Here is a 24,751-nt window from a genome sequence, read left to right as displayed (position 1 = left end):
TTTATTGAAAGTAATGATGCTGGATAAATTCGCTGATGTGCCGCAGGCCGGTGCGCGGCGAAAGATCATTGTTTTTGACGGCCAGCAGCGTCTGCTGGAAATACCGGTCGAAATCAGCCCGGGCAAACAGCAGATGCAGGGCTTCTTCTTCAGCCTGCTTGTGTAGCCATTCCACCGCCTGCTGCTGGCGGACTTTTTCCAGTCGACCGCTGGCGGTGAGGCACGTTTTAAAGTCGGTTATCGCCTGCCAAACCTCCTCAATGCCGCGTTTTTCCAGGGCGCTACAGGTCAGAACCTGCGGCTGCCACTCGTCATATTTGCGGCGCAGAATATGCAGGGCGGATTCGTACATATGGCGGGCGATGGCAACGCTGGTACGGTTATCACCGTCGTCCTTGTTGATGACGACCAGGTCCGCCATCTCCATCAGGCCTTTTTTGATGCCCTGCAAATCGTCGCCACCGCCGGCGATTTGCAGTGAGAGAAAGCAATCCACCATGCCTGCGACTTCGGTTTCTGACTGCCCAACGCCGACGGTTTCCACAATCACCACGTTGAAGCCCGCCGCCTCGCACAGCAGCATTAATTCGCGGGCGCGCTGGCTGGCACCGCCTAAATGACCGCTGGAAGGAACCGGACGTATAAACGCAGATTCTGCGCGAGCCAGTTCCGTCATGCGGGTTTTATCACCAAGAATGCTGCCGCCGCTAACCGGGCTGCTGGGATCGACGGCGATCACCGCTACCCGTAACCCGCGGCGAATCAACAGCATGCCGAATGCTTCCAGAAAGGTGCTTTTACCCGCGCCCGGCGTGCCGGTGATCCCCAGACGCAGGGCGTTACCGGTGAACGGCATAATCGCGTCCAGCAATTGCGTACTCAGCGGCTGGTGGCGCGGGTGATTGCTTTCGACCAGCGTCATCGCCTGGGCGAGCGTAGCCCGTTCACCGAGTCGCAAGCGGCGGACGGTATCCTCAAGCGTGGCGGCGTTAATCATGATGCTGACTGATACGGGTTAACACATCGCGGACGCTGTCGAGCATTGGCGTGCCTGGGCCATAAATGGCTGCCACGCCATGCTCGTGCAGGAAAGCATAATCCTGTGGCGGAATAACCCCGCCGGCGACGACGCAAATGTCTTCGCGTCCCCAGCCTTTGAGCGCGGTGACCAGCTCCGGGATCAATGTCTTATGACCCGCCGCCAGCGATGATGCGCCAATGACATGCACATCGTTTTCTACCGCCAGACGGGCAATTTCCTCCGGTGTGGAGAACATCGGGCTGAGATCGACATCAAAGCCGAGATCGGAGTAGGCGCTGGCGATCACTTTTGCGCCGCGATCGTGGCCGTCCTGACCCATCTTGGCGATCAGAATACGCGGGCGGCGGCCATTTTCTGCGAGGAACTGTTCTGTTTGCGCAACAATGGCATCGAACTCATCGGCGGATTTGTCGGACTGGTGATAGCTTTGCGCAATGACCCCAGTAACACACTGGCTGGGAACCAGATAACGGTCAAAGGCGGCCTCGAGCGCATCGGATATTTCGCCGAGCGTGGCGCGAACGCGGGCGGCGTTGACGGCGGCTGCCAGCAGATTTTCATTCTGCTGTGCGGCGTGGGTCAGCGCGGATAGCGCGGTTTTAACCGCATCATTGTCGCGGGTGGCGCGGATATGCTGCAGTGAGGCAATCTGCTCGTTGCGCACCTTCACGTTGTCGATCTCCAGCACCGACGTGTCGTCTTCTTTATCCAGCTTGTATTTGTTCACCCCGACGATAACGCGCTTACCCTGGTCGATCAGCGACTGTTCGCGCGCGGACGCTTCTTCGATCATCCGTTTAGGAAGCCCGGCTTCAATCGCCTTCGCCATGCCGCCTGCCTCATCAATCTGCTTGATGATCGTGCGCGCCTGCTTCACGATTTGATCGGTGAGTGATTCGACGTAATACGATCCGGCCAGCGGATCGACGGTGCGGCAGATCTCTGATTCTTCCTGAATGATGATCTGCGTATTACGCGCAATACGGGCGGAGAAATCGGTGGGCAGGCCGAGCGCTTCATCAAAAGCGTTGGTATGCAGAGACTGGGTGCCGCCAAGCGTAGCGCCGAGCGCTTCAATGGTGGTTCGTACCACGTTGTTGTACGGGTCCTGCTCGGTCAGGCTCCAGCCTGAGGTCTGGCAGTGGGTACGCAGAGCGAGAGATTTCGGGTTGGTCGCGCCAAAACTGCTGACCGCTTCGCTCCACAGATACCGTGCAGCGCGCAGCATGGCGACGTTCATAAACAGATCCATGCCGATGCCGAAGAAGAATGACAGGCGCGGGGCGAAGTCATCAATTTTCAGTCCGGCGGAAAGCGCGGCCTTGATGTATTCAATACCGTCTGCCAGCGTAAACGCCACCTGCTGTACGCAGTTTGCCCCGGCTTCACCCATGTGATAGCCGCTGATGCTGATGGTGTTAAAGCGCGGCATGTTGCCTGAGCACCAGGCGATGATGTCGGCGATAATGCGCATGGAGGGTTTTGGCGGATAAATGTAGGTGTTGCGGCACAGGTACTCTTTCAGAATATCGTTCTGAATGGTCCCGGTGAGCTGTTCCGGCGTCACGCCTTGCTCCTGCGCCGCGACGATATAAAACGCCAGTACCGGCAGCACCGCGCCGTTCATGGTCATCGATACCGACATCTTATCCAGCGGGATCTGGTCGAACAGCACCTTCATATCTTCGACGGTATCGATCGCCACGCCGGCTTTGCCGACGTCGCCCGCTACGCGCGGGTTGTCTGAGTCATAGCCACGATGAGTGGCAAGGTCAAAGGCGACGGAAAGCCCTTTTTGCCCAGCGGCGAGGTTACGGCGGTAAAAGGCGTTGGACTCTTTGGCGGTAGAGAAACCGGCGTATTGGCGAATCGTCCACGGCTGCGCGGTGTACATAGTGGCGCGCGGGCCACGCACGTAAGGCGGCAGGCCGGGCAGGGTGCCCGTGACTTCCAGATTATCGAGGTCCGCTTCGGTGTACAGCGGCTTGATGGCAATCCCTTCCGCCGTTTGTCTTTCCAGCGACTCAACGGTTTTTTCCCGTCGACTGAGTTCTTTATTGGCGAGTGTTTGCCACTCCTGCACGTTTGCCATTTTTTGCTCCGTATTACGCAATAAGTTGAATCTTTGCGAATACGGTGTGCTTTTTCATTTGGCTTGTCGCCAGCAAAAAATAGCCAACAGGACGTCGTTTTTTGCCGTGTGGCGTGTTTTATTTTGTGATGTATTTCAAAGACGTGGCGGGAATAGCATGAAAAGAGGGGAAAGGCTTGCAGGCCGGATAAGGCGTGACGCCGCTATCCGGCCTCTGTTCGAGGAATTAATCCTGACGCAGTACATTGTGGCCATAGGCCAGCAGCGCGTCGGTGACGTTGCGCATCATGCGGCTTTCTGGTGCAAAGCGGTGCCAGTACAGCATCCGACGCTGGAACAGGCCTGGCGTTAAGTCGATAAGCTCACCGCTTTCCAGCTCTTTCTCAATCTGTAAGTGTGGGATCATGCAGCAGGTTGTTCCCTGACGGGCTAACTGGACGAAGGCTTCAGACGAGTTAACGATATGGCACGGTACGCTGCCCGGCGGTAGGTCGAAGTTTTGTTGCAGGAACGCCTGGTGCATATCATCAAGATGGTCAAACGCGACCGCCGGGGCTTTCAGCAGGGCGGAACGGGTGACGCCGTTTGGGAAATAACGCTCGGCGAAAGGTTTAGAGCCAACAAACAGGTAGTCCAGCGCGCCCAGTTTATCCACCAGACAACTTGGCAGCGCCTGATGTTGAATACTCACCGCACCGACAACTTCACCACGACGCAGACGTTCCTGGGTTCGGGTTTCATCTTCAACCTGCAGGTTCAGTCGAATCGGTGAATTAGCCAGTACCGGGGCCAGCGCCGGAAGTAACCAGGTCGCCAGACTGTCGGCGTTCACCGCCAGCGAAAGCAGAAGCGGCGTCGAGCCGGTTTGTTCATCGCCCAGCCACTCGTCTTCCAGCAGTTCAACCTGGCGCAGAAGCGCCAGTAGTTTCTGTCCCTGTTCCGTTGGGCGCGGCGGTACGGTACGCACCAGCAGCGGTTGTCCGAACATATTCTCAAGCTGTTTTATGCGCTGTGAAACCGCGGATTGCGTGATGCACAGCTTTTGCGCCGCGCGTTCAAATCCTCGTTCACGAATAACCGCATCCAGTGCTTGTAGTGTTCTGTAGTCCGGACGTTTCATTGCTTTGACGCACTCCTGAAATTTTTGCTTGTTCTGCACTATGACACAATTTTTGATTGGGTAAAGACGAAATCCGCCGCTTGCGAGCGGGTGTGGGGACATTTTTCTGCACAATGTTCTATAATGCGCGTGAATTTTCCCACCATATTCACACCACAGGCGAAACGATCATGACGCAGGATGAACTGAAAAAAGCAGTAGGATGGGCGGCACTTCAGTATGTACAGCCCGGCACCATTGTGGGCGTAGGTACAGGTTCAACAGCCGCACACTTTATTGATGCGCTGGGCACAATGAAAGGTCAGATTGAAGGTGCGGTATCCAGTTCGGACGCATCGACTGAAAAACTCAAAAGCCTTGGCATCCACGTGTTCGATCTTAACGAAGTGGATAGCCTCGGCGTATACGTTGACGGCGCGGATGAAATCAACGGTCACATGCAAATGATCAAGGGCGGCGGCGCAGCGTTGACCCGTGAAAAAATCATTGCTTCCGTGGCGAAGAAATTTATCTGCATCGCGGATGCGTCTAAAGAAGTCGATATTCTCGGCAACTTCCCGCTGCCGGTCGAAGTGATCCCAATGGCGCGCAGCGCTGTGGCTCGCCAGTTGGTGAAGCTGGGCGGTCGTCCTGAATACCGTCAGGGCGTCGTGACAGACAACGGCAACGTGATCCTCGATGTGCACGGTCTGGAGATCCTCGACGCCATCGCGCTGGAGAATGCCATCAATGCGATTCCAGGTGTGGTAACCGTCGGCCTGTTTGCCAACCGTGGTGCGGATGTCGCGCTGATCGGTACGCCTGACGGCGTGAAAACTATCGTAAAATGATCTGACGGGAGCGTCTTCTCCCGTTAAAAAAATTTTGGCAGGGCAAATTTGGTGACTTGTGTCACGTTTATAATATTGTCCTGCCGATCTCTCCAAAGAAAAAGTTATCGCCAGTATTTTCCTCTGACATTTCCCGTTGAATGACATTTCTTCAGCACGGCGACGCAAACGTTCATATTGCCGCAATATTATTTTTTGATATGTTGAAGAGACGGATGAAAATCCCACACACAACACATCAGTTTGAACAAAAAAAGACAGGGTCGGGGAAATGGCAAAGGTATCACTGGAGAAAGATAAGATTAAATTTCTGCTGGTTGAAGGCGTGCACCAAAAAGCACTCGAAAGCCTTCGTGCAGCAGGTTATACCAACATCGAGTTTCACAAAGGTGCTCTGGACACTGAACAACTGAAAGAGTCCATCCGTGATGCCCACTTCATTGGCCTGCGATCCCGTACCCATCTGACTGAAGATGTGATTGACGCCGCAGAGAAACTGGTCGCGATTGGCTGCTTCTGCATTGGCACCAACCAGGTTGATCTAAGTGCAGCGGCAAAGCGCGGGATCCCTGTATTTAACGCACCATTCTCTAACACACGTTCCGTTGCTGAGCTGGTGATTGGCGAACTGCTGCTACTGCTACGTGGCGTACCCGAAGCGAACGCCAAAGCGCACCGCGGCGTTTGGAATAAGCTGGCTACCGGCTCTTTTGAAGCGCGTGGTAAAAAACTGGGGATCATCGGCTACGGCCACATTGGTACTCAGTTGGGCATTCTGGCGGAATCGCTCGGGATGCATGTCTTTTTTTATGATATTGAAAATAAACTCCCGCTTGGCAATGCCACGCAGGTACAGCATCTTTCCGACCTGCTCAATATGAGCGACGTGGTGAGTCTGCACGTACCGGAAAATGCCTCCACCAAAAACCTGATGGGCGCGCGTGAAATTTCGCTGATGAAACCGGGGGCGCTGCTGATTAACGCCGCACGCGGTACGGTTGTTGATATTCCTGCGCTGTGCGACGCGTTAGCGACTAAACATCTGGCGGGGGCTGCAATCGACGTATTCCCAACCGAACCGGCAACTAACAGCGATCCTTTCACTTCGCCGCTGTGTGATTTCGATAACGTGATCCTGACGCCGCACATTGGTGGTTCAACGCTGGAAGCGCAGGAAAACATCGGTCTGGAAGTGGCTGGGAAACTGACCAAGTATTCCGACAACGGGTCTACGCTGTCTGCGGTAAACTTCCCGGAAGTTTCGCTGCCGCTGCACGGTGGTCGACGTCTGATGCACATTCACGAAAACCGTCCGGGCGTACTGACGGCACTGAACCAGATTTTTGCCGAGCAGGGCGTCAACATTGCCGCGCAGTATCTGCAAACTTCCGCGCAGGTAGGTTATGTGGTTATCGATATTGAAGCGGATGAAGATGTGGCGGAGAAAGCGCTGCTGGCGATGAAAGCCCTTCCTGGAACCATTCGCGCTCGTCTGCTGTACTGATTTCCTCTACATGGGCAGGCGGTTGACCTGCCCATCTTTCCTCTGATTTCCCTGCCTCAAAATCTCTTTCTGTAACGCATACATTCTGTTTTCGAGCTTTGCCGCAGTTGGCAACTAAAGGCAGCGTTGCGTGTTGTACAGCAATAAAAGGAATTTACGATAGGGGCGCAGCATAGCGCTGAAACGGGAAAGCCCCTACCGAAGCAGGGGCTCTAAAAAGGAAAGGGACGATGATGAGATACGTCATCATGCTGCTGATCCTGTTAATCATCGCTTGCCCAGCATATTAACAGAGAGTACGCAGGAGGGAGGTTCGCCTCCCTCACCCTTCACCGAGGAATTTAGGTCAAAAAAACGGCGCTGTCAATCGGCAAAAAACGGCTACCACTCCCAGATTTTGGACGGCGTCACCACCGCTGGCAGCGGGATATCCCACTCTTCAACCGGCAATTTTTCTACCAACTGGCAGTCATGCGCGTAGCCCACGGGTTGGATCTTATGCTGCTGCCAGTTTTGTAGCGTGCGGTCGTAAAATCCACCGCCCATGCCCAGGCGTTGCCCGTCCTCATCAAATGCCACTAACGGCGTAATCAGTACGTCCAGCTTTGACAGCGGCAATACGTCGCGTACATCAAGCCGTGGTTCCGGGATCTTTAAGCGATTGGTCACCAGGTCGCTGTGCGGATGATAGTGCAGGAACAGTAAATTACCGGGACTGAAGGGATGAAGAACCGGAAGGTAAACGCGCTTGCCCGCTCGCCACAGCTGATCTATCAGCGGCTGGGTATCGAGTTCGCCATCGAACGAGAGAAATACCGCCACAGTATGCGCGAGTACAACAGGGGGAAAACTGAGCATTCGGGTCGCGGCTTGCTGACCGTAGTGTCGTTGCTGTTCAGAGGTCAGCGCGCGACGACGCTGTCGAATCAGTTGACGAATTTCTTGCCGGGATAAAGGGAGTTCAGAAAGTAGTGTCATGGCTGTTGCCAGGTTGAAGGGAATCTCCGAGATGCCGCCGCAGGCTGTAACCCTTGAACCCTTGGTTCAAGGTGAATGCGTCGTCACAGTTTTAAGGCTTCTCGGACGGGCCGAGCATGCTCACCAACCATGGAGCGCCACATTCTTGTGGTATGAAATATCGGCTCAGGGGACTGGCCCGCTTGCAAACATCTCAGAGAAATTTTGTCTTCACGGTCACTCTACCACAGTAAACCGAAAAGTGTTATTCAAAGTTTTGGCCCGTTTTTTCGGTTATGCGACCCTGATCAAGCAACGCCTGTTCGATGGTCTGTTGTAGCATCCGAATACGTTGTTCCATGCTCGCCGCGTACTCACGCGTCTTCGCTTTTTCCTGAGTTAATTCATAGCTGATGTTCAACGCGGCGATGAAAACCAACTGCTCAGTATTTGTGACTCTAGTGCGAACTTTCAGATCTTGCAATCGCTGATTGAGATCGTCCGCAGCCTGATTCAACGCATCCCTTTGTTCAGGCGGGCAATTCACTCGCAGTGAACGGCCAAATATTTGGATATCGACGGGTTGTGCAGACATGCCACCTTCCTGCTGATTGACTGCGCTGCCTTCGTCTCCAGACCTTGGGTCCGCGAAGGGGCGACACTATAGCTACCCTGGTATCAAGATACAAGCCCTTTTCTGGTCCACCAGGGCCCAAAGTGGTAGCATACCATGAATATTCCTCCCTTTGATGACGAATGCTTATGTCTATACAGAACGAAATGCCTGGCTACAACGACGTTAGCCAGTTTTTGAACCAACAAGGGGCTGGATTAACCCCGGCCGAAATGCACGGCTTGATCAGCGGGATGATTTGCGGCGGCAACAACGACAGCTCATGGCAGCCGCTGCTGCACGACCTGACTAACGAAGGTCTGGCCTTCGGTCACGAGCTGGCTCAGGCACTGATGAAAATGCACTCAGCCACCAGCGATGCCCTCGAGGACGACGGCTTCCTTTTTCAGCTTTATCTGCCTGAAGGCGACGACGTTAGCGTGTTTGATCGTGCCGATGCGCTGGCGGGGTGGGTAAACCACTTTTTGCTGGGCCTTGGCGTTACGCAGCCAAAGCTCGACAAAGTGACCGGTGAAACCGGTGAAGCGATTGACGACCTGCGCAATATCGCTCAGTTGGGATATGACGAAGACGAAGATCAGGAAGAGCTGGAAATGTCGCTCGAAGAGATTATCGAATACGTGCGCGTAGCCGCCTTGCTATGTCATGACACGTTTACGCGTCAGCAGCCGACCGCGCCGGAAGTCCGTAAACCGACTCTGCACTAAGAACGAAACGCAAAGGAGAGTGTGATGAGCGAGATATCTCAGCAAGAATTCCAGCGTCGTCGCCAGGCTTTACTGGCACAAATGCAGCCCGGCAGCGCCGCGCTGATTTTTGCCGCGACTGAAGCGACGCGCAGCGCGGACAGTGAATACCCGTACCGCCAAAGCAGTGATTTCTGGTACTTCACCGGTTTTAACGAACCGGAAGCCGTGCTGGTGCTGATTAAAAGTGATGACACTCATAACCACAGCGTTTTGTTTAATCGGGTTCGCGATCTGACGGCGGAGATCTGGTTTGGCCGCCGTCTGGGCCAGGATGCCGCACCGGCAAAACTCGGCGTTGACCGGGCGCTGGCCTTCAGTGAAATCAACCAACAACTGCACCTGTTGCTCAATGGCCTGGACGCGGTGTACCACGCACAGGGCGAATATGCCTGGGCAGACGAGATTGTGTGCACGGCGTTGGATAAACTGCGTAAAGGCTCCAGACAAAATCTGCACGCACCCGCCGCGATCATCGACTGGCGTCCAATGGTCCATGAAATGCGCCTGTTCAAATCACCAGTAGAAATTGCGGTCATGCGCCGTGCCGGAGAGATCAGTGCGCTGGCGCATACCCGCGCGATGGAAAAATGCCGTCCGGGAATGTTTGAATACCAGTTGGAAGGGGAGATTCACCACGAGTTTACTCGCCATGGCGCGCGTTACCCATCCTATAACACGATTGTCGGCAGCGGCGAAAACGGCTGTATTCTCCATTACACCGAAAATGAAAGTGCAATGCGCGATGGCGATCTGGTGTTGATTGACGCCGGGTGTGAATACAAAGGTTATGCGGGCGACATTACGCGTACCTTCCCGGTAAACGGCAAATTTTCCCCTGCTCAGCGTGAAATCTACGACATCGTACTGGAGTCATTAGAGACCAGCCTGCGCCTGTATCGCCCGGGGACTTCCATCCAGGAAGTCACCGGCGAAGTGGTGCGCATCATGATTACGGGTCTGGTGAGGCTTGGCATTTTGCACGGCGAGATCGACCAACTGATTACCGAAAATGCGCATCGCCCATTCTTTATGCATGGTCTTAGCCATTGGCTGGGACTGGATGTGCACGACGTTGGCGTTTATGGTCAGGAGCGCTCACGTATTCTCGAGCCAGGAATGGTACTCACTGTCGAACCGGGGCTGTATATCGCGCCGGACGCCGATGTGCCGCCTGCTTATCGTGGTATCGGCATTCGTATTGAAGATGACATCCTCATCACCGAGGACGGCAATGAGAACCTGACCGCCAGCGTGGTGAAGAAAGCGGATGACATTGAAGCCTTAATGGCTGCGGCGCGACTGCAATGAGCGTGATTATCGTTGGTGGTGGTATGGTCGGTGCGACGCTGGCGCTGGCCATTTCTCAGCTCAGCCACGGGACTCTGCCTGTTCACCTGATAGAAGCGAGCGAACCTGAAACTGACCGCCATCCAGGGTTTGACGCCCGGGCGATCGCGCTGGCGGCAGGGACCTGCCAACAGCTGGCGCGAATTGGCGTATGGCAGGCGATTGCCGATTGCGCAACGGCGATCAAAACGGTTCACGTCAGCGATCGCGGCCATGCCGGATTTGTGACGCTGGATGCGCAGGAATACCGTATTCCGGCGCTGGGCCAGGTGGTAGAACTGCACGATGTCGGGCTGCGTTTGTTTGCGCTGCTGCGTAAAGCGCCGGGCATCACGCTGCACTGCCCCGACCGTGTAGCCAGCGTGTCACGCACGCAGGAACGCGTTGAGGTTACGCTGGAAAATGGTGAGATGATTAATGGTCGCCTGTTGGTGGCCGCCGATGGCACGCGCTCCGCGCTGGCTACCGCCTGCGGCGTTGACTGGCAGCAACAACCCTATGAACAACTGGCGGTGATTGCCAACGTCACGACCTCCGTTGCGCATGACGGGCGAGCGTTCGAACGTTTCACGCAATATGGTCCGCTGGCAATGCTACCGATGTCTGATGGTCGCTGCTCGCTGGTATGGTGCCATCCGCTGGAGCGGCGTGATGAGATTATGGCCTGGTCCGACGAACAATTTTGCCGCGAACTGCAAACTGCGTTTGGCTGGCGGTTGGGGCGTATTACCCAGGCCGGTAAACGCAACGCCTATCCGCTTTCATTAACCTCGGCGCAAAAAGCCATTACCCATCGTACTGTGCTGGTGGGGAACGCAGCACAGACGCTGCATCCCATTGCCGGACAAGGTTTTAACCTTGGTCTGCGCGACGTGATGAGCCTGGCTGAGACGTTGACGCAGGCGCAAAACTGCGCGGAAGATATCGGTGATTATGCGGTGCTGGCACGCTATCAGCAGCGCCGCGAACGCGATCGCGAAACGACGATTGGTGTGACCAACAATTTGGTGTATTTGTTTGCCAATCGCTGGGCCCCGCTGGTCGTTGGGCGTAATGTCGGGCTGATGGCGATGGAATTATTCACGCCTGCGCGCGATGCGCTGGCGGAGCGGACCCTCGGTTGGGTTGCGCGATAGATATAACCTGTAGGCCGAATTAAAAAAGCAGGCCTGATTAGCGCAGCGCCATCAGGCAATGTCGCGGAAGTAATGCCGGATGGCGGCTTTTCCTTATCCGGCCTACGGTTTTTGATTGTCCTATTTTCAGGAGCAAACAGTGCAAAGTGTTGATGTAGCAATTGTTGGTGGCGGCATGGTGGGACTGGCGGTTGCCTGCGGCTTGCAGGGCAGCGGGTTGCGCGTTGCGGTGTTAGAACAACATGTTCCGCAGCCTTTGGCGGCGGATGCACCTCCTCAGCTTCGCGTATCGGCCATTAATGCCGCCAGTGAAAAACTGCTTAGCCGACTGGGCGTCTGGTCCGACATTGTTGCCCGTCGCGCTTGTTGCTACCACGGCATGGAAGTCTGGGACAAAGACAGCTTTGGGCGTATTGCGTTTGATGACCAGAGCATGGGCTACAGCCATTTAGGCCACATCGTTGAAAACTCAGAGATCCATTACGCACTCTGGCAAAAAGCGCAGCGTTCAGCGGACATTACGCTGATGGCGCCCGCTGAGTTACAGCAGGTAGCCTGGGGTGAGAATGAGGCATTTCTGTCCCTGAAAGATGGCGCAATGCTGACAGCTCGCCTGGTGGTCGGCGCCGATGGCGCTAACTCCTGGCTGCGCAACAAAGCGGATATTCCGCTCACTTTCTGGGATTACCGTCATCATGCGCTGGTGGCGACTATCCGTACGCAGGAAGCTCACGGCGCGGTTGCGCGGCAGGCGTTTCACGGTGAGGGGATCCTGGCGTTCCTGCCGCTCAGTGACCCGCACCTGTGCTCTATCGTCTGGTCGCTTTCGCCGCAGGAAGCAGAACGCATGCAGCAGGCAAGCGTTGACGAGTTTAATCAGTCGCTGAATATCGCTTTTGATAATCGCCTGGGGCTGTGCAGCCTTGAAAGCGAGCGTCAGGCGTTTCCGCTGACGGGACGCTATGCCCGTCAGTTCGCTGCTCATCGTCTGGCGCTGGTGGGGGATGCGGCGCATACCATCCACCCGCTGGCGGGTCAGGGGGTTAACCTTGGCTTTATGGATGCGGCGGAGCTGATCGATGAGCTGAAGCGGCTACAGCGTCAGGGCAAAGATATTGGTCAGTATCTCTATTTGCGCCGCTACGAGCGTAGCCGTAAGCACAGCGCAGCGATGATGCTGGCCGGTATGCAGGGCTTTCGTGAACTGTTTGCTGGCGAGAATCCGGCGAAAAAACTGCTGCGTGATATTGGTCTGAAACTGGCCGATACCCTGCCAGGCGTAAAACCACAGCTCATCCGCCAGGCGATGGGACTGAACGATCTTCCTGAGTGGTTACGCTAGCGTCCGTAAGGACAATCTTAAGAGTTTGAGACCCGTCACACTTTCCACTCCCGGCCTGCGCGCCGGGGGGCTTCTCTCATTTGAAATAATCTAATTCCACGCCTTTTTTCGCATTAGTTTTTTTAATATTACGTTTTTTTCATAACGCCATTTTTGACAATTTTTCCACATTTAATGTTGGTTGGTGCTGTTAATTCCAGCTTGTATTTATTTTTTATTCTGATTATTTGCCGTATGGATGGGGTTTTGTTCTGCCGGTGATTTTGCTGTTTTTGGCCATAAGCTAATGTGATGGTTAATTTTGCCTTATGGTTTAGCGTCTGTTTCGGTGGTAAGTTCAGGACAAAGAGAACGTTTGCGTCGTGGCCCCTGGAGCGGCTGCGGTGCTGGGTTTCGTGGCGAAAATTTCACCGCGAAAGAGTTGGTAGCCCCGCTTATTCAACGAGGAAAAGATGGCTCAACAGACTCCTTTGTACGAACAACACACGCTATGTGGCGCGCGCATGGTAGATTTCCATGGCTGGATGATGCCACTGCATTACGGTTCTCAGCTTGATGAACACCATGCTGTTCGCACCGATGCCGGAATGTTTGATGTGTCACATATGACCATCGTCGACCTGCGCGGTAGCCGCACCCGGGAGTTCTTGCGTTATCTGCTGGCAAACGACGTCGCGAAGCTAACGAAGACGGGTAAAGCCCTCTACTCCGGTATGCTCAACGCGTCGGGCGGCGTGATAGATGACCTGATTGTCTACTACTTCACTGAAGATTTCTTCCGCCTCGTTGTAAACTCCGCCACCCGCGAAAAAGACCTCTCCTGGATTACCCAACACGCTGAACCTTACGCCATCGACATCACCGTTCGAGACGATCTGTCGCTGATTGCGGTGCAGGGTCCAAACGCGCAGGAAAAAGCAGCCACATTGTTTACTGACGAGCAGCGTCAGGCGGTAGAAGGCATGAAGCCGTTCTTCGGCGTTCAGGCGGGTGATTTGTTTATCGCAACCACCGGTTATACCGGCGAAGCAGGCTATGAAATTGCCATGCCGAGTGAAAAGGCGGCAGACTTCTGGCGTGCGCTGGTACAAGCAGGTGTCAAACCTTGCGGTCTTGGCGCGCGCGACACGCTGCGTCTGGAAGCCGGCATGAACCTGTACGGTCAGGAGATGGACGAAGGCATTTCCCCGCTGGCGGCCAACATGGGCTGGACCATCGCGTGGGAACCTACTGACCGCGACTTTATCGGTCGGGAAGCGCTGGAAATGCAGCGTGAAAAAGGCCACGAACAGTTGGTCGGACTGGTGATGACCGAGAAAGGCGTACTGCGTAATGAACTGCCGGTGCGTTTCACCGATGCTTCCGGCAATCAGCAGGAAGGCATTATCACCAGCGGAACATTCTCCCCAACCCTGGGTTACAGCATCGCGCTGGCGCGTGTCCCTGCGGGTATTGGTGAGAATGCGATCGTACAGATCCGTAACCGCGAAATGCCGGTAAAAGTGACTAAACCTGTTTTTGTGCGTAACGGCAAAGCCGTCGCGTAATTCATCCTTTTTTGGAGATTGATTGATGAGCAACGTACCTGCAGAACTGAAATACAGCAAAGAACACGAATGGCTGCGCAAAGAAGCTGACGGCTCTTACACCGTTGGGATCACCGAACATGCTCAGGAGCTGTTAGGTGACATGGTTTTCGTTGACCTGCCCGAAGTTGGCGCAACCGTCAGCGCGGGCGATGACTGCGCCGTTGCGGAATCCGTAAAAGCGGCATCCGATATTTATGCGCCAGTAGGCGGTGAGATTGTTGCGGTTAACGACGCGCTCAGCGACTCCCCGGAACTGGTCAACAGCGAGCCGTATGCAGGGGGCTGGATCTTCAAAATCAAAGCCAGCGATGAAAGCGAAATTGAATCGCTGCTGGATGCGACTGCATATGAAGCTTTGTTAGAAGACGAATAAATACGCTTCATTCTTCACGTTGCAGGTGTGTTGGCTTTCTTGCACACCTCAGTTACTTACTGATGTAAGCTCCTGGGGATGTGCTGCGTCGCCGCCTTCCTGCAACGCGAATTTTTCGCGTATTCAGGTAAGTAGAGACACCTACGATTCACTGCACGTTTCAGGAACCATCGCCCATGACACAGACGTTAAGCCAGCTTGAAAATAGCGGCGCTTTCATTGAACGCCACATCGGACCGGACGCCGCGCAGCAGCAAGAGATGCTGAATGCGGTTGGCGCAGAGTCGTTAAACGCGCTGATCGGCCAGATTGTGCCGAAAGACATTCAGCTCGCAACCCCGCCACAGGTGGGCGAGGCGGCGACCGAATACGCTGCGCTGGCTGAATTAAAAGCCATCGCCGGGCGTAACAAGCGCTTCACGTCCTACATTGGCATGGGCTACACCGCCGTGCAGCTGCCACCGGTTATCCTGCGTAACATGCTGGAAAACCCGGGTTGGTACACCGCCTACACCCCGTATCAACCGGAAGTCTCCCAGGGCCGTCTGGAAGCACTGCTGAACTTCCAGCAGGTGACGCTGGATCTGACCGGCCTGGACATGGCTTCCGCTTCTCTGCTGGATGAAGCTACTGCTGCAGCTGAAGCCATGGCGATGGCCAAACGCGTCAGCAAACTGAAAAACGCTAACCGTTTCTTTGTGGCTGCTGATGTTCATCCGCAAACGCTGGACGTAGTGCGTACTCGTGCGCAAACTTTTGGTTTTGACGTCATTGTTGATGACGCGGCAAAAGCATTGGATCATCAGGATGTGTTCGGCGTGCTGTTGCAGCAGGTTGGCACCACCGGTGAAGTGCACGACTACAGCGCCCTGATGGCTGAGCTGAAATCCCGTAAAATAGTGGTCAGCGTCGCTGCCGACTTTATGGCGCTGGTACTGCTGACTGCACCGGGCAAACAGGGCGCGGATATCGTTTTCGGCTCTGCGCAACGCTTCGGCGTACCGATGGGCTACGGCGGCCCGCACGCGGCATTCTTTGCCGCTAAAGACGAATTCAAGCGCTCCATGCCAGGCCGTATTATCGGCGTCTCCAAAGATGCAGCGGGTAATACCGCCCTGCGCATGGCGATGCAGACTCGCGAACAGCATATCCGCCGCGAGAAAGCGAACTCCAACATTTGCACCTCGCAGGTTCTGCTGGCCAACATCGCCAGCCTGTATGCCGTTTATCATGGCCCGGTTGGCCTGAAACGCATCGCTAATCGCATCCATCGTCTGACCGATATTCTGGCAGCCGGTCTGCAACAGAAAGGATTGAAGCTGCGTCATGCGCACTACTTTGACACTTTGTGTGTTGAAGTGGCCGATAAGGCTGCGGTACTGGCGCGTGCTGAAGCAGCAGAAATCAACCTGCGTAGCGATATCCATAACGCGGTAGGTATTACGCTCGATGAAACCACCACCCGTGAAAACGTGGTGCAGTTGTTCAATGTTCTGCTGGGAGACAGCCACGGTCTGAACATCGAAACGCTGGACAAAGACGTGGCGCTCGACAGCCGTTCCATTCAGGACAGCATGCTGCGTGACGATGCGATCCTCAGCCATCCGGTGTTTAATCGCTATCACAGCGAAACCGAGATGATGCGTTACATGCACTCGCTGGAGCGCAAAGATCTGGCCCTGAACCAGGCAATGATCCCGCTGGGATCTTGCACCATGAAGCTGAACGCTGCCGCCGAGATGATCCCTATCACTTGGCCGGAATTCGCTGAACTGCATCCGTTCTGCCCGCCAGAGCAGGCAGAAGGTTATCACCAGATGATCGGCCAGCTTTCCGAATGGCTGGTAAAACTGACCGGTTATGACGCAGTCTGCATGCAGCCGAACTCCGGCGCGCAGGGCGAGTATGCGGGTCTGCTGGCGATTCGCCATTATCACGAAAGCCGTAACGAAGGCCATCGCGATATCTGTCTGATCCCGGCCTCTGCCCACGGTACCAACCCGGCCTCTGCACAGATGGCGGGTATGCAGGTAGTGGTTGTCGCCTGTGATAAAAACGGCAACATCGATCTTGGCGATCTGCGTGAAAAAGCGGCGCAGGCGGGTGAAAACCTCTCCTGCATCATGGTGACCTATCCCTCTACTCATGGCGTGTATGAAGAAACGATCCGTGAAGTGTGCGACGTTGTGCACCAGTTTGGCGGCCAGGTTTATCTTGATGGCGCGAACATGAATGCTCAGGTTGGGATCACCACACCGGGCTTTATCGGTGCCGATGTCTCACACCTTAACCTGCATAAAACATTCTGCATTCCGCACGGCGGCGGCGGCCCAGGTATGGGACCAATCGGTGTTAAATCGCATCTGGCGCCGTTCGTGCCGGGTCATAGCGTAGTACAGATTGAAGGGATGCTCACCCGTCAGGGCGCGGTTTCTGCGGCACCGTTCGGTAGCGCATCCATTCTGCCGATCAGTTGGATGTATATCCGTATGATGGGCGCAGAAGGTCTGAAGCAGGCAAGCCAGGTGGCGATCCTGAACGCTAACTACATTGCCAGCCGTCTGAAAGATGCCTATCCGGTGCTGTATACCGGTCGCGATGGTCGCGTGGCACATGAATGTATTCTCGACATTCGCCCACTGAAAGAAGAGACCGGCATCAGCGAACTGGATATTGCCAAGCGTCTGATCGATTACGGTTTCCATGCGCCGACCATGTCGTTCCCGGTAGCGGGTACGCTGATGGTGGAACCGACTGAATCGGAAAGCAAAGTGGAACTGGATCGCTTTATCAATGCGATGCTGGCAATCCGCGCAGAGATCGATCGCGTGAAAGCCGGTGAATGGTCGCTTACAGATAACCCGCTGGTTAACTCCCCGCACACGCAAAATGAGCTGGTCGCGGAGTGGAATCACGGTTACAGCCGCGAAATCGCCGTCTTCCCGGCGGGCGTAGCGAACAAATACTGGCCGACCGTGAAACGCCTTGATGACGTTTACGGTGACCGTAACCTGTTCTGCTCCTGCGTGCCGATGAGCGATTATCAGTAATCGACTGATTCAGCTATCTTTTAAAGGCGCTTCGGCGCCTTTATTTTTGGGGAGAATAGTGATGGCTATAGCACTGGTTACGGGAGGCAGTCGCGGTATTGGTCGGGCAACCGCGCTGCAGTTAGCGCTAGAGGGTTACACGGTCGCCGTTAACTTTCATCACAATATTCGTGCGGCAACGGAGGTGGTGAACAATATCGCCGCTACGGGAGGAAAGGCGTTTGCTCTGCGGGCCGATATCAGCGATGAAAGCCAGGTCGGGGCGATGTTTGAGTCCATTGACCGCGAGGGTGAGCCGCTGACTGCGCTGGTGAACAATGCCGGGATTTTGTTTGAACAGAGCACGGTGGAAAGCCTAACCGCTGAGCGTATTAATCGCGTCCTGGCGACTAATGTTACCGGCTATTTTCTGTGTTGTCGGGAAGCGGTAAAGCGCATGTCGTTTAAGCATGGCGGTCAGGGCGGGGCGATTGTGAATGTCTCTTCGGCGGCGTCACGGCTTGGCGCCCCGTTCGAATATGTTGATTATGCAGCCTCAAAAGGTGCGGTGGACACGCTTACCACCGGCCTCGCGTTGGAGGTTGCGGCGCAGGGGATACGCGTGAACTGCGTGAGACCCGGTCTTATCTACACGGAAATGCATGCGTCAGGCGGCGAGCCGGGAAGGGTGGATCGCGTGAAATCCATGTTGCCTATGCAGCGCGGCGGACAGCCGGAAGAGGTCGCGCAGGCGATAACCTGGCTGCTGAGTGAGAAGGCGTCTTACGTCACGGGCAGTTTTTTGGAGCTGGCCGGCGGGAAGTAATGCGTTGCTTGCCGGATGGCGGCGTAAATGTCTGCTCTGGTCTACAGGTACAGTTACCGTAAACCCGATAAGCGCAGCGCCATCCGGCAAAAAATTACAGATTCTCGCCGTTGCTGGCAATCACTGCTTTATACCACTCAAAACTTTTCTTACGCGAACGCGACATATCGCCGGTGCCGTCGTCGTGTTTGTTCACGTAGATAAAACCGTAGCGTTTGCTGTACTGGCCGGTGGTGAACGAGACGCAGTCGATGCAGCCCCACGGCGTGTAGCCCATCAGATCTACGCCGTCATACGTTACCGCTTTCATCATCTCTTCGACGTGGGCGCGCAGATAGTCGATGCGGTAGTCATCGTGGATGCTGCCGTCTTCTTCCACTTTGTCGTAAGCGCCAAATCCGTTTTCAACGATAAACAATGGCTTCTGATAACGCTCGTACAGTTCGCATAAGGCGTAACGCAGGCCGACCGGATCAATCTGCCAGCCCCAGTCGGATGCTTTGACGTGCGGGTTCGGCACGCTGCCCTCAAAACCGGAAATAGCATCGCCGCTACCGCCTTCCGCTTTTACCGCGTTGGTCATGTAGTAACTAAATCCGAGATAGTCGCAGGTGCCTTCACGCAGGATTTGTTCATCGCCAGCTTCCATTCGAATATTGAATTCGCGGCGCTCCCACTCGTTCAGTACATAAGATGGATAGTAGCCGCGCAGTTGAACGTCGGTGAATACATAGCGTTCACGCATTGATTCCTGCGCGAACATCACATCTTCAGGCTTACAGGAGTACGGGTATAGCGGGACCATTGCCAGCATGCAGCCGACTTTCATTTCAGGGTTGATGCGACGTGCGGCTTTCACCGCCAGAGCGCTGGCCACGAACTGGTGGTGCAGCACCTGGTACATAGTCTCTTCCGGGTTTTCATGCTCGGTATACACCACGCCGGAGCAGCAATAGCCAAACAGCGGTGCACGCCAGTTACGCTGGTTGTTGATCTCGTTGAAGGTCATCCAGTATTTGACCTTGTGCTTGTAGCGCTCAAAGACCACTTCAGCAAAACGGACAAAGAAATCAACGACTTTACGATTGGTCCAGCTACCGTACTGTTGAACCAGGTGTAGCGGCATTTCGAAGTGGGAAAGGGTGATGACCGGTTCGATATTGTACTTCAGCAGTTCATCAAACATGTCGTCGTAGAATTTTAGCCCTTCTTCGTTTGGCTGGGTTTCGTCCCCTTTGGGGAAGATACGGGTCCAGGCAATTGACGTACGGAAGCATTTGAAGCCCATCTCGGCAAACAGCTTAATGTCTTCTTTGTAATGACCGTAAAAATCGACGGCTTCGTGGTTGGGGTAGTACTTACCTGGCACGACGTCCTGAGTGATTTCTCGCGGAACGCCGTGTGCCCCCCCGGTCAGTACGTCGCAAATGCTGGGCCCTTTGCCACCTTTATTCCAGCCGCCTTCAACCTGATGCGCCGCAACCGCGCCGCCCCATAAAAAATCGTTTGGTAAGGTAAGTTTTTTCATCTGCGCTCAGTCTCAAATTAATACAATCTGATTTTGAGTCTAACAAAGGAAAGATAAATGTCACGATATAACAAAATAGCGTTAATGTGATTTGTTACATCAAAAAAACATATTGTTTTTTTACGCTATTCTTTTCGCCAGCTTGCGACCGAGTGATTCCAGAATATAAATAACGGGGATCTGCGTGGTTATATCGTATACCCCGGCAATGCGTGTCTGTGGAACGTGCCAGGAGAGATTAAAGTCGGCAAGTTTCGCGAGGCGCGAATGTTCATGGCTGGTGACCGACAGAACCTTACAGTTATGCAGACTGAACTGGCTGGCAAAGCGTAGGATCTCTTCGGTTTCTCCAGAAACGGAAAGCACGATCGCCAGCGCGTTTCTGGCCATATCATTAGTTACCGGGAAATAAGGGTCATCGATGTGGTTACTGAATTTTCCGACGTTTGAGAAAAAACGTGCGCCATATTTTGCCAGGGCTCCGGATGTTCCCGCCCCGACGAATATAATACGCTCGGAAGATAATATAATATCAACAGCCTGATCGAGTAGTTTGTCGAACTCGTCGTTATTAACGCCTTTAAAGAAGCTGATAATTTCGCTGGCACCGAAATTAGCCTGTTGCGGTTCATTCTGCTCTAAATATAATTTGAAGCGTACGCGAAATTCTGAGTAACCTTCACACTTAAGCTTGCGGCAAAAGCGCAGTACGGTGGTGGTGGAAACGCCCACGGCATCAGCCAGTTCGCGAATGGTCATGTACATGACTTTGTCACGGTTTTTGATGACATAGTTGTAGACCAGCATCTCAAGATTGTTGAGACTGGCGATGGCAGCGTGGGAGAACATACTCACAATGGCAAAACTCACTCATCAGACTTCATCTACAGGGAATAATAACATGCAGCCAAATGACATCACTTTTTTTCAGCGTTTCCAGGATGACATTCTGGCCGGACGCAAAACCATTACGATTCGTGACGAGTCCGAATCACACTTCAAAGCCGGTGACATTCTACGGGTTGGGCGCTTCGAAGATGAGGGGTACTTCTGCACGATTGAGGTTGTTGGCACCTCAACCGTCACGCTGGATACGCTGACGGAGAAACATGCTCGCCAGGAAAACATGACGCTAGAAGAACTTAAACACGTGATTGCCGAGATTTACCCGGATCAAACACAATTTTATGTGATTGATTTTAAATGCCTTTGATTTTAAAGGTAACGCCTGTTAGCTGAATATTAAAATATAACATCATGATTTTTATGGATTATTATTTAGTTGGCAAATATTTTAGCTAACAGGTGTTCACTGGAACCATTCTCAGTTACGCTAGAGGAGCAATCACGATAGTGTTCGTTTCTCGGGAGTAAAATATGGTTCAGAAGCCATTAATTGCGCAGGGATATTCGCTGGCAGAGGAAATAGCCAATAGCATCAGTCACGGTATCGGGCTGGTGTTTGGGATTGTCGGACTGGTATTGTTGCTGGTTCAGGCAGTGGATACCAACGCCAGCGCCATGGCGATAACCAGCTATAGCCTGTATGGCGGCAGCATGATCCTGCTGTTCCTCGCCTCAACTTTATATCACGCGATCCCCCATCAAAGAGCGAAAGTCTGGCTGAAAAAGTTCGACCACTGCGCGATTTATCTGCTGATTGCCGGGACCTACACGCCATTTCTGCTGGTGGGGCTGGATTCGCCGCTGGCACATGGACTGATGATTGTTATCTGGAGCCTGGCGCTGCTCGGTATTTTATTCAAACTGACCATTGCGCACCGGTTTAAGGTTCTGTCGCTGGTAACCTACCTGGCGATGGGCTGGCTATCGCTGATTGTGGTGTATCAACTGGCGGTTAAGCTGGCGGTGGGTGGTGTGACGTTGCTGGCAGTTGGTGGTGTGGTGTATTCGCTGGGCGTTATTTTCTACGTCTGTAAGCGCATTCCATACAACCATGCGATCTGGCACGGCTTTGTGCTGGGTGGCAGCGTTTGCCATTTCCTGGCGATCTACCTGTACGTGGGGCAGGCGTAATTATCATTACCCAGCAGTGCTGTGCTTACCGGGTCTTTAAAACGCGCGACCCGGTAAGATAAAGTCACCACCCGGCGATTTACTCTTCCAGCGAATACGGCAGCGGTACGATATGCAGCGTTTTCGCGTCGTCACGAACGCGGAACACGCTGTCGGCTTCCATGTCGTTATTCATCACAACCTGCACCAGTACCTGTCCATCCGCCAGTTGCACCGCGGCGAGTACGGTGCCGGTACGACGCCAGTTCTCACCCATTTTCAGCTCCAGGTCTTCACCTGCTTCCGGTACCCGACTGGCCGCACCTGCCAGCGTCCACATGGCACGTTTGTTGGCTCCGCGAAATTTTGCGCGAGCAACCATTTCCTGACCGGTATAGCAGCCTTTTTTAAAGCTGATTCCGCCCAGAGCCTGCAGATTGGTGGCTTGCGGAATAAACTGCGCGCTGTTGGCAGTATCAATCACCGGAATACCTGCTTCGATATCCAGCGCCAGCCACTGTTGGCTGTTATTTAACTCCGCTTCACCGCGCAGCTTCTCTACCAGGGTTTCCGCCGTTGCAATATCAACGATCAGCAGGAAACGCTCAGCGGGATGTTCGAACCACAATATGGTGGAAGAACCTTCAGTAATGACCTGCTTATCGCTGTTTGGTAATTCGCTAAAGAGATTGGCCAGCGCAGCACGCGCCTGGAATCCCGCGACGCCCAGCAGTACGCGCTCGTCGTCCGGGGCAATCGCCACTTTCGAGAAGACTGCATATTTTTTCAGTTCGGTGAGCTGCGCATCGCGCAGATTACGGCGCTCAAGCCATGCAAAACCGTCACCCTGGCGGAACAGACGCAGGTTGCTCCACATTTTACCTTTGGCGTCACAATGTGCTGCCAACACGTGCTGATGCTCAGTCATCTGGCTGACATCCGCTGTGACCTGACCCTGAATATACTTCTCACTGTCGACACCGGTGATGGTGGCGAGCGCCCATTCATCGAGCGTCATTAGCGTCAGAGGCAAGCGCGTTGACGCGAAAGGCTGGCGAGGAGGAAAAGATATAAAAGCCATAATTAATGTCCTGATTTGCTTAACGCAGTGATAATGACTAATGGTAAAAGAGCTATGGCCCATTGCAAGCGGTTTAAACAGGCTATTTGTGCCATATATTAAGCTTTGCGAGGAGACATCCAAAAATGCTGAATCCTTTGACTTAATGTGGTTTTATTTAGCGAGCACGCTTCCGTTTACTGATATTCCCGTAAATATGAGGGAAAAACACGTTACAATAGCGGGATACTTCGTTTTCGCGAGATAGGAAGAAGAACATGGATATTAACAACAAAGCACGTATTCATTGGGCATGCCGTCGCGGTATGCGTGAGCTGGACATCTCGATCATGCCGTTTTTCGAACATGAATATGACAGCTTAAGTGATGAAGAAAAACGTATCTTTATCCGTCTGCTAGAATGTGATGATCCAGACTTATTTAACTGGTTGATGAATCATGGGAAACCGGCTGATGCTCAGCTAGAGCAGATGGTGCGACTTATCCAGACACGGAATCGGGAACGTGGTCCAGTGGCAATCTGATTTACGCGTTTCATGGCGCGCGCAATGGCTTTCGCTGCTCATTCATGGGCTGGTGGCGGTATTTATATTATTGATGCCCTGGCCATTGAGCTACACCCCATTATGGCTGGTTCTGCTCTCTCTGGTGGTGTTCGATAGCGTCCGTAGCCAGCGCCGAATCAATGCCTGTCAGGGCGAGATTCGGCTGTTGATGGACGGTCGTCTGCGCTGGCAAGGGCAAGAGTGGACTATTGCTAGCGCACCCTGGATGGTCAAAACAGGCATGATGCTGCGTTTACGTTCCGATGCCGGAAAACGTCAGCATTTGTGGCTGGCGGCAGACAGTATGGATGACGCGGAGTGGCGGGATTTGCGGCGGTTAATACTGCAACAGGCGAAGCAGGGATAATGCTGATGAATGCCTGATGGCGTGCAGCGTTAAGGTCTACGGTTCGGTGCGACATGTAGGCCGGATATGGCGTTTACGCCTACATCCGGCAAAATGGTTATCAGGACCAGTGTTCGGCCATTTCACCAAGGATTTGCTCGCACCAGGCCTGAATGCGTTCATCGCTGAGATCGTACTGGTTTGTTTCATCCAGTGCCAGGCCAACAAACAGCTGTCCATCGGCAATGACGGGCTTATCGCTGGTAAATTCATACCCTTCGGTTGGCCAGTAACCAACAAATTTTACGCCTTTGGTGACCAGTTTATCGTGCAGCATACCCAGCGCATCCAGGAACCATTCACCGTATCCCAACTGATCGCCCATACCGTAAAGCGCAACAATTTTGCCTTCCAGGTTGAGGTCGTCCAGTTGCTCCCAGACCGCTTCCCAGTCCTCTTGGATTTCACCGAAATCCCAGGTTGGGATGCCTAAAATGAGCACGTCATACTGCTCCATTAAGGTCGGGGAATCATCTTTGAGGTTGTGCAGTGTCACCAGTTCGGGACCCAGGATATCGCGGATTTTTTCTGCTGCCATTTCGGTATAGCAGGTGCTGGAACCGTAAAAAAGACCCATGTTCATGACGTAAACATCTCAATTCTGC

General features: G+C 53.9%; 23 protein-coding genes and 1 other RNA gene. 14 read left to right on the top strand and 10 right to left on the bottom strand.

The features are described from left to right. Position 1: 1 nt before the first annotated feature. From meaB to argP, 3 genes are all read right to left on the bottom strand, one after another. The gene (meaB, locus tag ABIE10_RS15920; RefSeq protein ID WP_181626958.1) at positions 2–997 is read right to left on the bottom strand and encodes a methylmalonyl Co-A mutase-associated GTPase MeaB; all 996 of its coding nucleotides are present in this window, start codon (positions 995–997) and stop codon (positions 2–4) included. After that, entirely contained in the window at positions 990–3,134 is a 2,145-nt protein-coding gene (gene scpA, locus ABIE10_RS15915; RefSeq protein ID WP_181629876.1) for a methylmalonyl-CoA mutase, read from the bottom strand. Before scpA ends, meaB begins: the two co-directional genes overlap by 8 nt. Positions 3,135–3,360: 226 nt before the next feature. After that, entirely contained in the window at positions 3,361–4,254 is an 894-nt protein-coding gene (gene argP, locus ABIE10_RS15910; RefSeq protein ID WP_003825477.1) for a DNA-binding transcriptional regulator ArgP, read from the bottom strand. Positions 4,255–4,424: 170 nt separating this feature from the next. Between argP and rpiA the strand changes: the two genes are divergently transcribed. Together rpiA and serA are read left to right on the top strand one after the other, a co-directional pair. Then, positions 4,425–5,084 (top strand): ribose-5-phosphate isomerase RpiA, encoded by a 660-nt coding sequence (gene rpiA, locus ABIE10_RS15905; protein WP_016154364.1) that lies wholly within the window; start codon positions 4,425–4,427, stop codon positions 5,082–5,084. Positions 5,085–5,355: 271 nt separating this feature from the next. Beyond that, positions 5,356–6,588, top strand: coding sequence for a phosphoglycerate dehydrogenase (serA, locus tag ABIE10_RS15900; protein WP_016154363.1), 1,233 nt, complete (start codon positions 5,356–5,358; stop codon positions 6,586–6,588). A gap of 381 nt (positions 6,589–6,969) precedes the next feature. Here serA and ABIE10_RS15895 read toward each other — a convergent pair whose 3' ends face one another. The 3 genes from ABIE10_RS15895 to zapA form a co-directional block, all read right to left on the bottom strand. Beyond that, positions 6,970–7,566, bottom strand: coding sequence for a 5-formyltetrahydrofolate cyclo-ligase (locus ABIE10_RS15895; RefSeq protein WP_286454560.1), 597 nt, complete (start codon positions 7,564–7,566; stop codon positions 6,970–6,972). A gap of 19 nt (positions 7,567–7,585) precedes the next feature. Next, positions 7,586–7,769, bottom strand: a non-coding RNA gene (ssrS, locus tag ABIE10_RS15890) — 6S RNA. 41 nt (positions 7,770–7,810) lie between these two features. Further along, positions 7,811–8,140: a cell division protein ZapA gene (gene zapA / locus ABIE10_RS15885; protein ID WP_003026980.1), complete on the bottom strand. Its 330-nt coding sequence runs from the start codon at positions 8,138–8,140 to the stop codon at positions 7,811–7,813. A gap of 167 nt (positions 8,141–8,307) precedes the next feature. Between zapA and ABIE10_RS15880 the strand changes: the two genes are divergently transcribed. From ABIE10_RS15880 to ABIE10_RS15845, 8 genes are all read left to right on the top strand, one after another. Further along, entirely contained in the window at positions 8,308–8,886 is a 579-nt protein-coding gene (locus tag ABIE10_RS15880; RefSeq protein WP_016157420.1) for a YecA family protein, read from the top strand. A 24-nt stretch (positions 8,887–8,910) separates the two neighbouring features. Beyond that, complete coding sequence (gene pepP, locus ABIE10_RS15875) at positions 8,911–10,236, top strand: Xaa-Pro aminopeptidase (protein ID WP_429156278.1); 1,326 nt, start codon at positions 8,911–8,913, stop codon at positions 10,234–10,236. Then, complete coding sequence (ubiH, locus tag ABIE10_RS15870; protein ID WP_016154358.1) at positions 10,233–11,411, top strand: 2-octaprenyl-6-methoxyphenyl hydroxylase; 1,179 nt, start codon at positions 10,233–10,235, stop codon at positions 11,409–11,411. The genes pepP and ubiH overlap by 4 nt, the downstream gene beginning before the upstream one ends. A gap of 139 nt (positions 11,412–11,550) precedes the next feature. Then, complete coding sequence (ubiI, locus tag ABIE10_RS15865) at positions 11,551–12,753, top strand: FAD-dependent 2-octaprenylphenol hydroxylase (RefSeq protein WP_047499314.1); 1,203 nt, start codon at positions 11,551–11,553, stop codon at positions 12,751–12,753. Between the two features lie 452 nt (positions 12,754–13,205). Next, positions 13,206–14,300: a glycine cleavage system aminomethyltransferase GcvT gene (gene gcvT / locus ABIE10_RS15860; RefSeq protein ID WP_016157417.1), complete on the top strand. Its 1,095-nt coding sequence runs from the start codon at positions 13,206–13,208 to the stop codon at positions 14,298–14,300. Between the two features lie 25 nt (positions 14,301–14,325). Then, the gene (gene gcvH / locus ABIE10_RS15855) at positions 14,326–14,715 is read left to right on the top strand and encodes a glycine cleavage system protein GcvH (RefSeq protein WP_003026965.1); all 390 of its coding nucleotides are present in this window, start codon (positions 14,326–14,328) and stop codon (positions 14,713–14,715) included. Positions 14,716–14,891: 176 nt separating this feature from the next. After that, positions 14,892–17,765, top strand: coding sequence for an aminomethyl-transferring glycine dehydrogenase (gene gcvP / locus ABIE10_RS15850; protein WP_049282168.1), 2,874 nt, complete (start codon positions 14,892–14,894; stop codon positions 17,763–17,765). 61 nt (positions 17,766–17,826) lie between these two features. Next, complete coding sequence (locus tag ABIE10_RS15845; protein WP_046274935.1) at positions 17,827–18,570, top strand: SDR family oxidoreductase; 744 nt, start codon at positions 17,827–17,829, stop codon at positions 18,568–18,570. A 94-nt stretch (positions 18,571–18,664) separates the two neighbouring features. Here the strand turns inward: ABIE10_RS15845 and bglA are convergent, their stop codons facing one another. Together bglA and ABIE10_RS15835 are read right to left on the bottom strand one after the other, a co-directional pair. Next, entirely contained in the window at positions 18,665–20,098 is a 1,434-nt protein-coding gene (gene bglA / locus ABIE10_RS15840) for a 6-phospho-beta-glucosidase BglA (RefSeq protein ID WP_016154353.1), read from the bottom strand. Positions 20,099–20,218: 120 nt separating this feature from the next. Further along, on the bottom strand, positions 20,219–20,947 hold the full coding sequence (locus ABIE10_RS15835; RefSeq protein ID WP_003838265.1) for a MurR/RpiR family transcriptional regulator: 729 nt from the start codon (positions 20,945–20,947) through the stop codon (positions 20,219–20,221). A 52-nt stretch (positions 20,948–20,999) separates the two neighbouring features. On the opposite strand from ABIE10_RS15835, the gene yqfB reads away from it, so the two are divergent. Further along, positions 21,000–21,311 (top strand): N(4)-acetylcytidine aminohydrolase, encoded by a 312-nt coding sequence (yqfB, locus tag ABIE10_RS15830; protein WP_016154352.1) that lies wholly within the window; start codon positions 21,000–21,002, stop codon positions 21,309–21,311. A 164-nt stretch (positions 21,312–21,475) separates the two neighbouring features. Then, positions 21,476–22,135 carry a PAQR family membrane homeostasis protein TrhA gene (trhA, locus tag ABIE10_RS15825; protein ID WP_049282171.1) on the top strand — a complete coding sequence of 220 codons (660 nt, stop codon included), beginning with the start codon at positions 21,476–21,478 and terminating at the stop codon, positions 22,133–22,135. A 79-nt stretch (positions 22,136–22,214) separates the two neighbouring features. Here the strand turns inward: trhA and ygfZ are convergent, their stop codons facing one another. Beyond that, positions 22,215–23,195 carry a tRNA-modifying protein YgfZ gene (gene ygfZ / locus ABIE10_RS15820; RefSeq protein ID WP_137352061.1) on the bottom strand — a complete coding sequence of 327 codons (981 nt, stop codon included), beginning with the start codon at positions 23,193–23,195 and terminating at the stop codon, positions 22,215–22,217. Positions 23,196–23,452: 257 nt separating this feature from the next. Here ygfZ and sdhE point away from each other — a divergent pair, with 257 nt between their 5' ends. After that, positions 23,453–23,719 (top strand): FAD assembly factor SdhE, encoded by a 267-nt coding sequence (gene sdhE / locus ABIE10_RS15815; RefSeq protein ID WP_016154349.1) that lies wholly within the window; start codon positions 23,453–23,455, stop codon positions 23,717–23,719. Continuing rightward, on the top strand, positions 23,700–24,107 hold the full coding sequence (locus tag ABIE10_RS15810; RefSeq protein WP_016154348.1) for a protein YgfX: 408 nt from the start codon (positions 23,700–23,702) through the stop codon (positions 24,105–24,107). Before sdhE ends, ABIE10_RS15810 begins: the two co-directional genes overlap by 20 nt. Positions 24,108–24,207: 100 nt before the next feature. On the opposite strand, the gene fldB is transcribed toward ABIE10_RS15810, so the two are convergent. Further along, positions 24,208–24,729 (bottom strand): flavodoxin FldB, encoded by a 522-nt coding sequence (gene fldB / locus ABIE10_RS15805; RefSeq protein ID WP_016154347.1) that lies wholly within the window; start codon positions 24,727–24,729, stop codon positions 24,208–24,210. Positions 24,730–24,751: the final 22 nt, after the last annotated feature.

The sequence above is a fragment of the Citrobacter sp. 506 genome (assembly GCF_050434985.1).
Taxonomy (GTDB): domain Bacteria; phylum Pseudomonadota; class Gammaproteobacteria; order Enterobacterales; family Enterobacteriaceae; genus Citrobacter; species Citrobacter braakii.
This window is presented reverse-complemented; position numbering and strand designations above follow the sequence as displayed.

What these genes read in the sequence shown, in the direction of transcription:
- meaB (WP_181626958.1), bottom strand. Translation starts at nt 997, where the DNA reads ATGATTAACGCCGCCACGCTTGAGGATACCGTCCGCCGCTTGCGACTC.
- scpA (WP_181629876.1), bottom strand. Translation starts at nt 3,134, where the DNA reads ATGGCAAACGTGCAGGAGTGGCAAACACTCGCCAATAAAGAACTCAGT.
- argP (WP_003825477.1), bottom strand. Translation starts at nt 4,254, where the DNA reads ATGAAACGTCCGGACTACAGAACACTACAAGCACTGGATGCGGTTATT.
- rpiA (WP_016154364.1), top strand. Translation starts at nt 4,425, where the DNA reads ATGACGCAGGATGAACTGAAAAAAGCAGTAGGATGGGCGGCACTTCAG.
- serA (WP_016154363.1), top strand. Translation starts at nt 5,356, where the DNA reads ATGGCAAAGGTATCACTGGAGAAAGATAAGATTAAATTTCTGCTGGTT.
- ABIE10_RS15895 (WP_286454560.1), bottom strand. Translation starts at nt 7,566, where the DNA reads ATGACACTACTTTCTGAACTCCCTTTATCCCGGCAAGAAATTCGTCAA.
- zapA (WP_003026980.1), bottom strand. Translation starts at nt 8,140, where the DNA reads ATGTCTGCACAACCCGTCGATATCCAAATATTTGGCCGTTCACTGCGA.
- ABIE10_RS15880 (WP_016157420.1), top strand. Translation starts at nt 8,308, where the DNA reads ATGTCTATACAGAACGAAATGCCTGGCTACAACGACGTTAGCCAGTTT.
- pepP (WP_429156278.1), top strand. Translation starts at nt 8,911, where the DNA reads ATGAGCGAGATATCTCAGCAAGAATTCCAGCGTCGTCGCCAGGCTTTA.
- ubiH (WP_016154358.1), top strand. Translation starts at nt 10,233, where the DNA reads ATGAGCGTGATTATCGTTGGTGGTGGTATGGTCGGTGCGACGCTGGCG.
- gcvT (WP_016157417.1), top strand. Translation starts at nt 13,206, where the DNA reads ATGGCTCAACAGACTCCTTTGTACGAACAACACACGCTATGTGGCGCG.
- gcvH (WP_003026965.1), top strand. Translation starts at nt 14,326, where the DNA reads ATGAGCAACGTACCTGCAGAACTGAAATACAGCAAAGAACACGAATGG.
- gcvP (WP_049282168.1), top strand. Translation starts at nt 14,892, where the DNA reads ATGACACAGACGTTAAGCCAGCTTGAAAATAGCGGCGCTTTCATTGAA.
- ABIE10_RS15845 (WP_046274935.1), top strand. Translation starts at nt 17,827, where the DNA reads ATGGCTATAGCACTGGTTACGGGAGGCAGTCGCGGTATTGGTCGGGCA.
- bglA (WP_016154353.1), bottom strand. Translation starts at nt 20,098, where the DNA reads ATGAAAAAACTTACCTTACCAAACGATTTTTTATGGGGCGGCGCGGTT.
- ABIE10_RS15835 (WP_003838265.1), bottom strand. Translation starts at nt 20,947, where the DNA reads ATGTTCTCCCACGCTGCCATCGCCAGTCTCAACAATCTTGAGATGCTG.
- yqfB (WP_016154352.1), top strand. Translation starts at nt 21,000, where the DNA reads ATGCAGCCAAATGACATCACTTTTTTTCAGCGTTTCCAGGATGACATT.
- trhA (WP_049282171.1), top strand. Translation starts at nt 21,476, where the DNA reads ATGGTTCAGAAGCCATTAATTGCGCAGGGATATTCGCTGGCAGAGGAA.
- ygfZ (WP_137352061.1), bottom strand. Translation starts at nt 23,195, where the DNA reads ATGGCTTTTATATCTTTTCCTCCTCGCCAGCCTTTCGCGTCAACGCGC.
- sdhE (WP_016154349.1), top strand. Translation starts at nt 23,453, where the DNA reads ATGGATATTAACAACAAAGCACGTATTCATTGGGCATGCCGTCGCGGT.
- fldB (WP_016154347.1), bottom strand. Translation starts at nt 24,729, where the DNA reads ATGAACATGGGTCTTTTTTACGGTTCCAGCACCTGCTATACCGAAATG.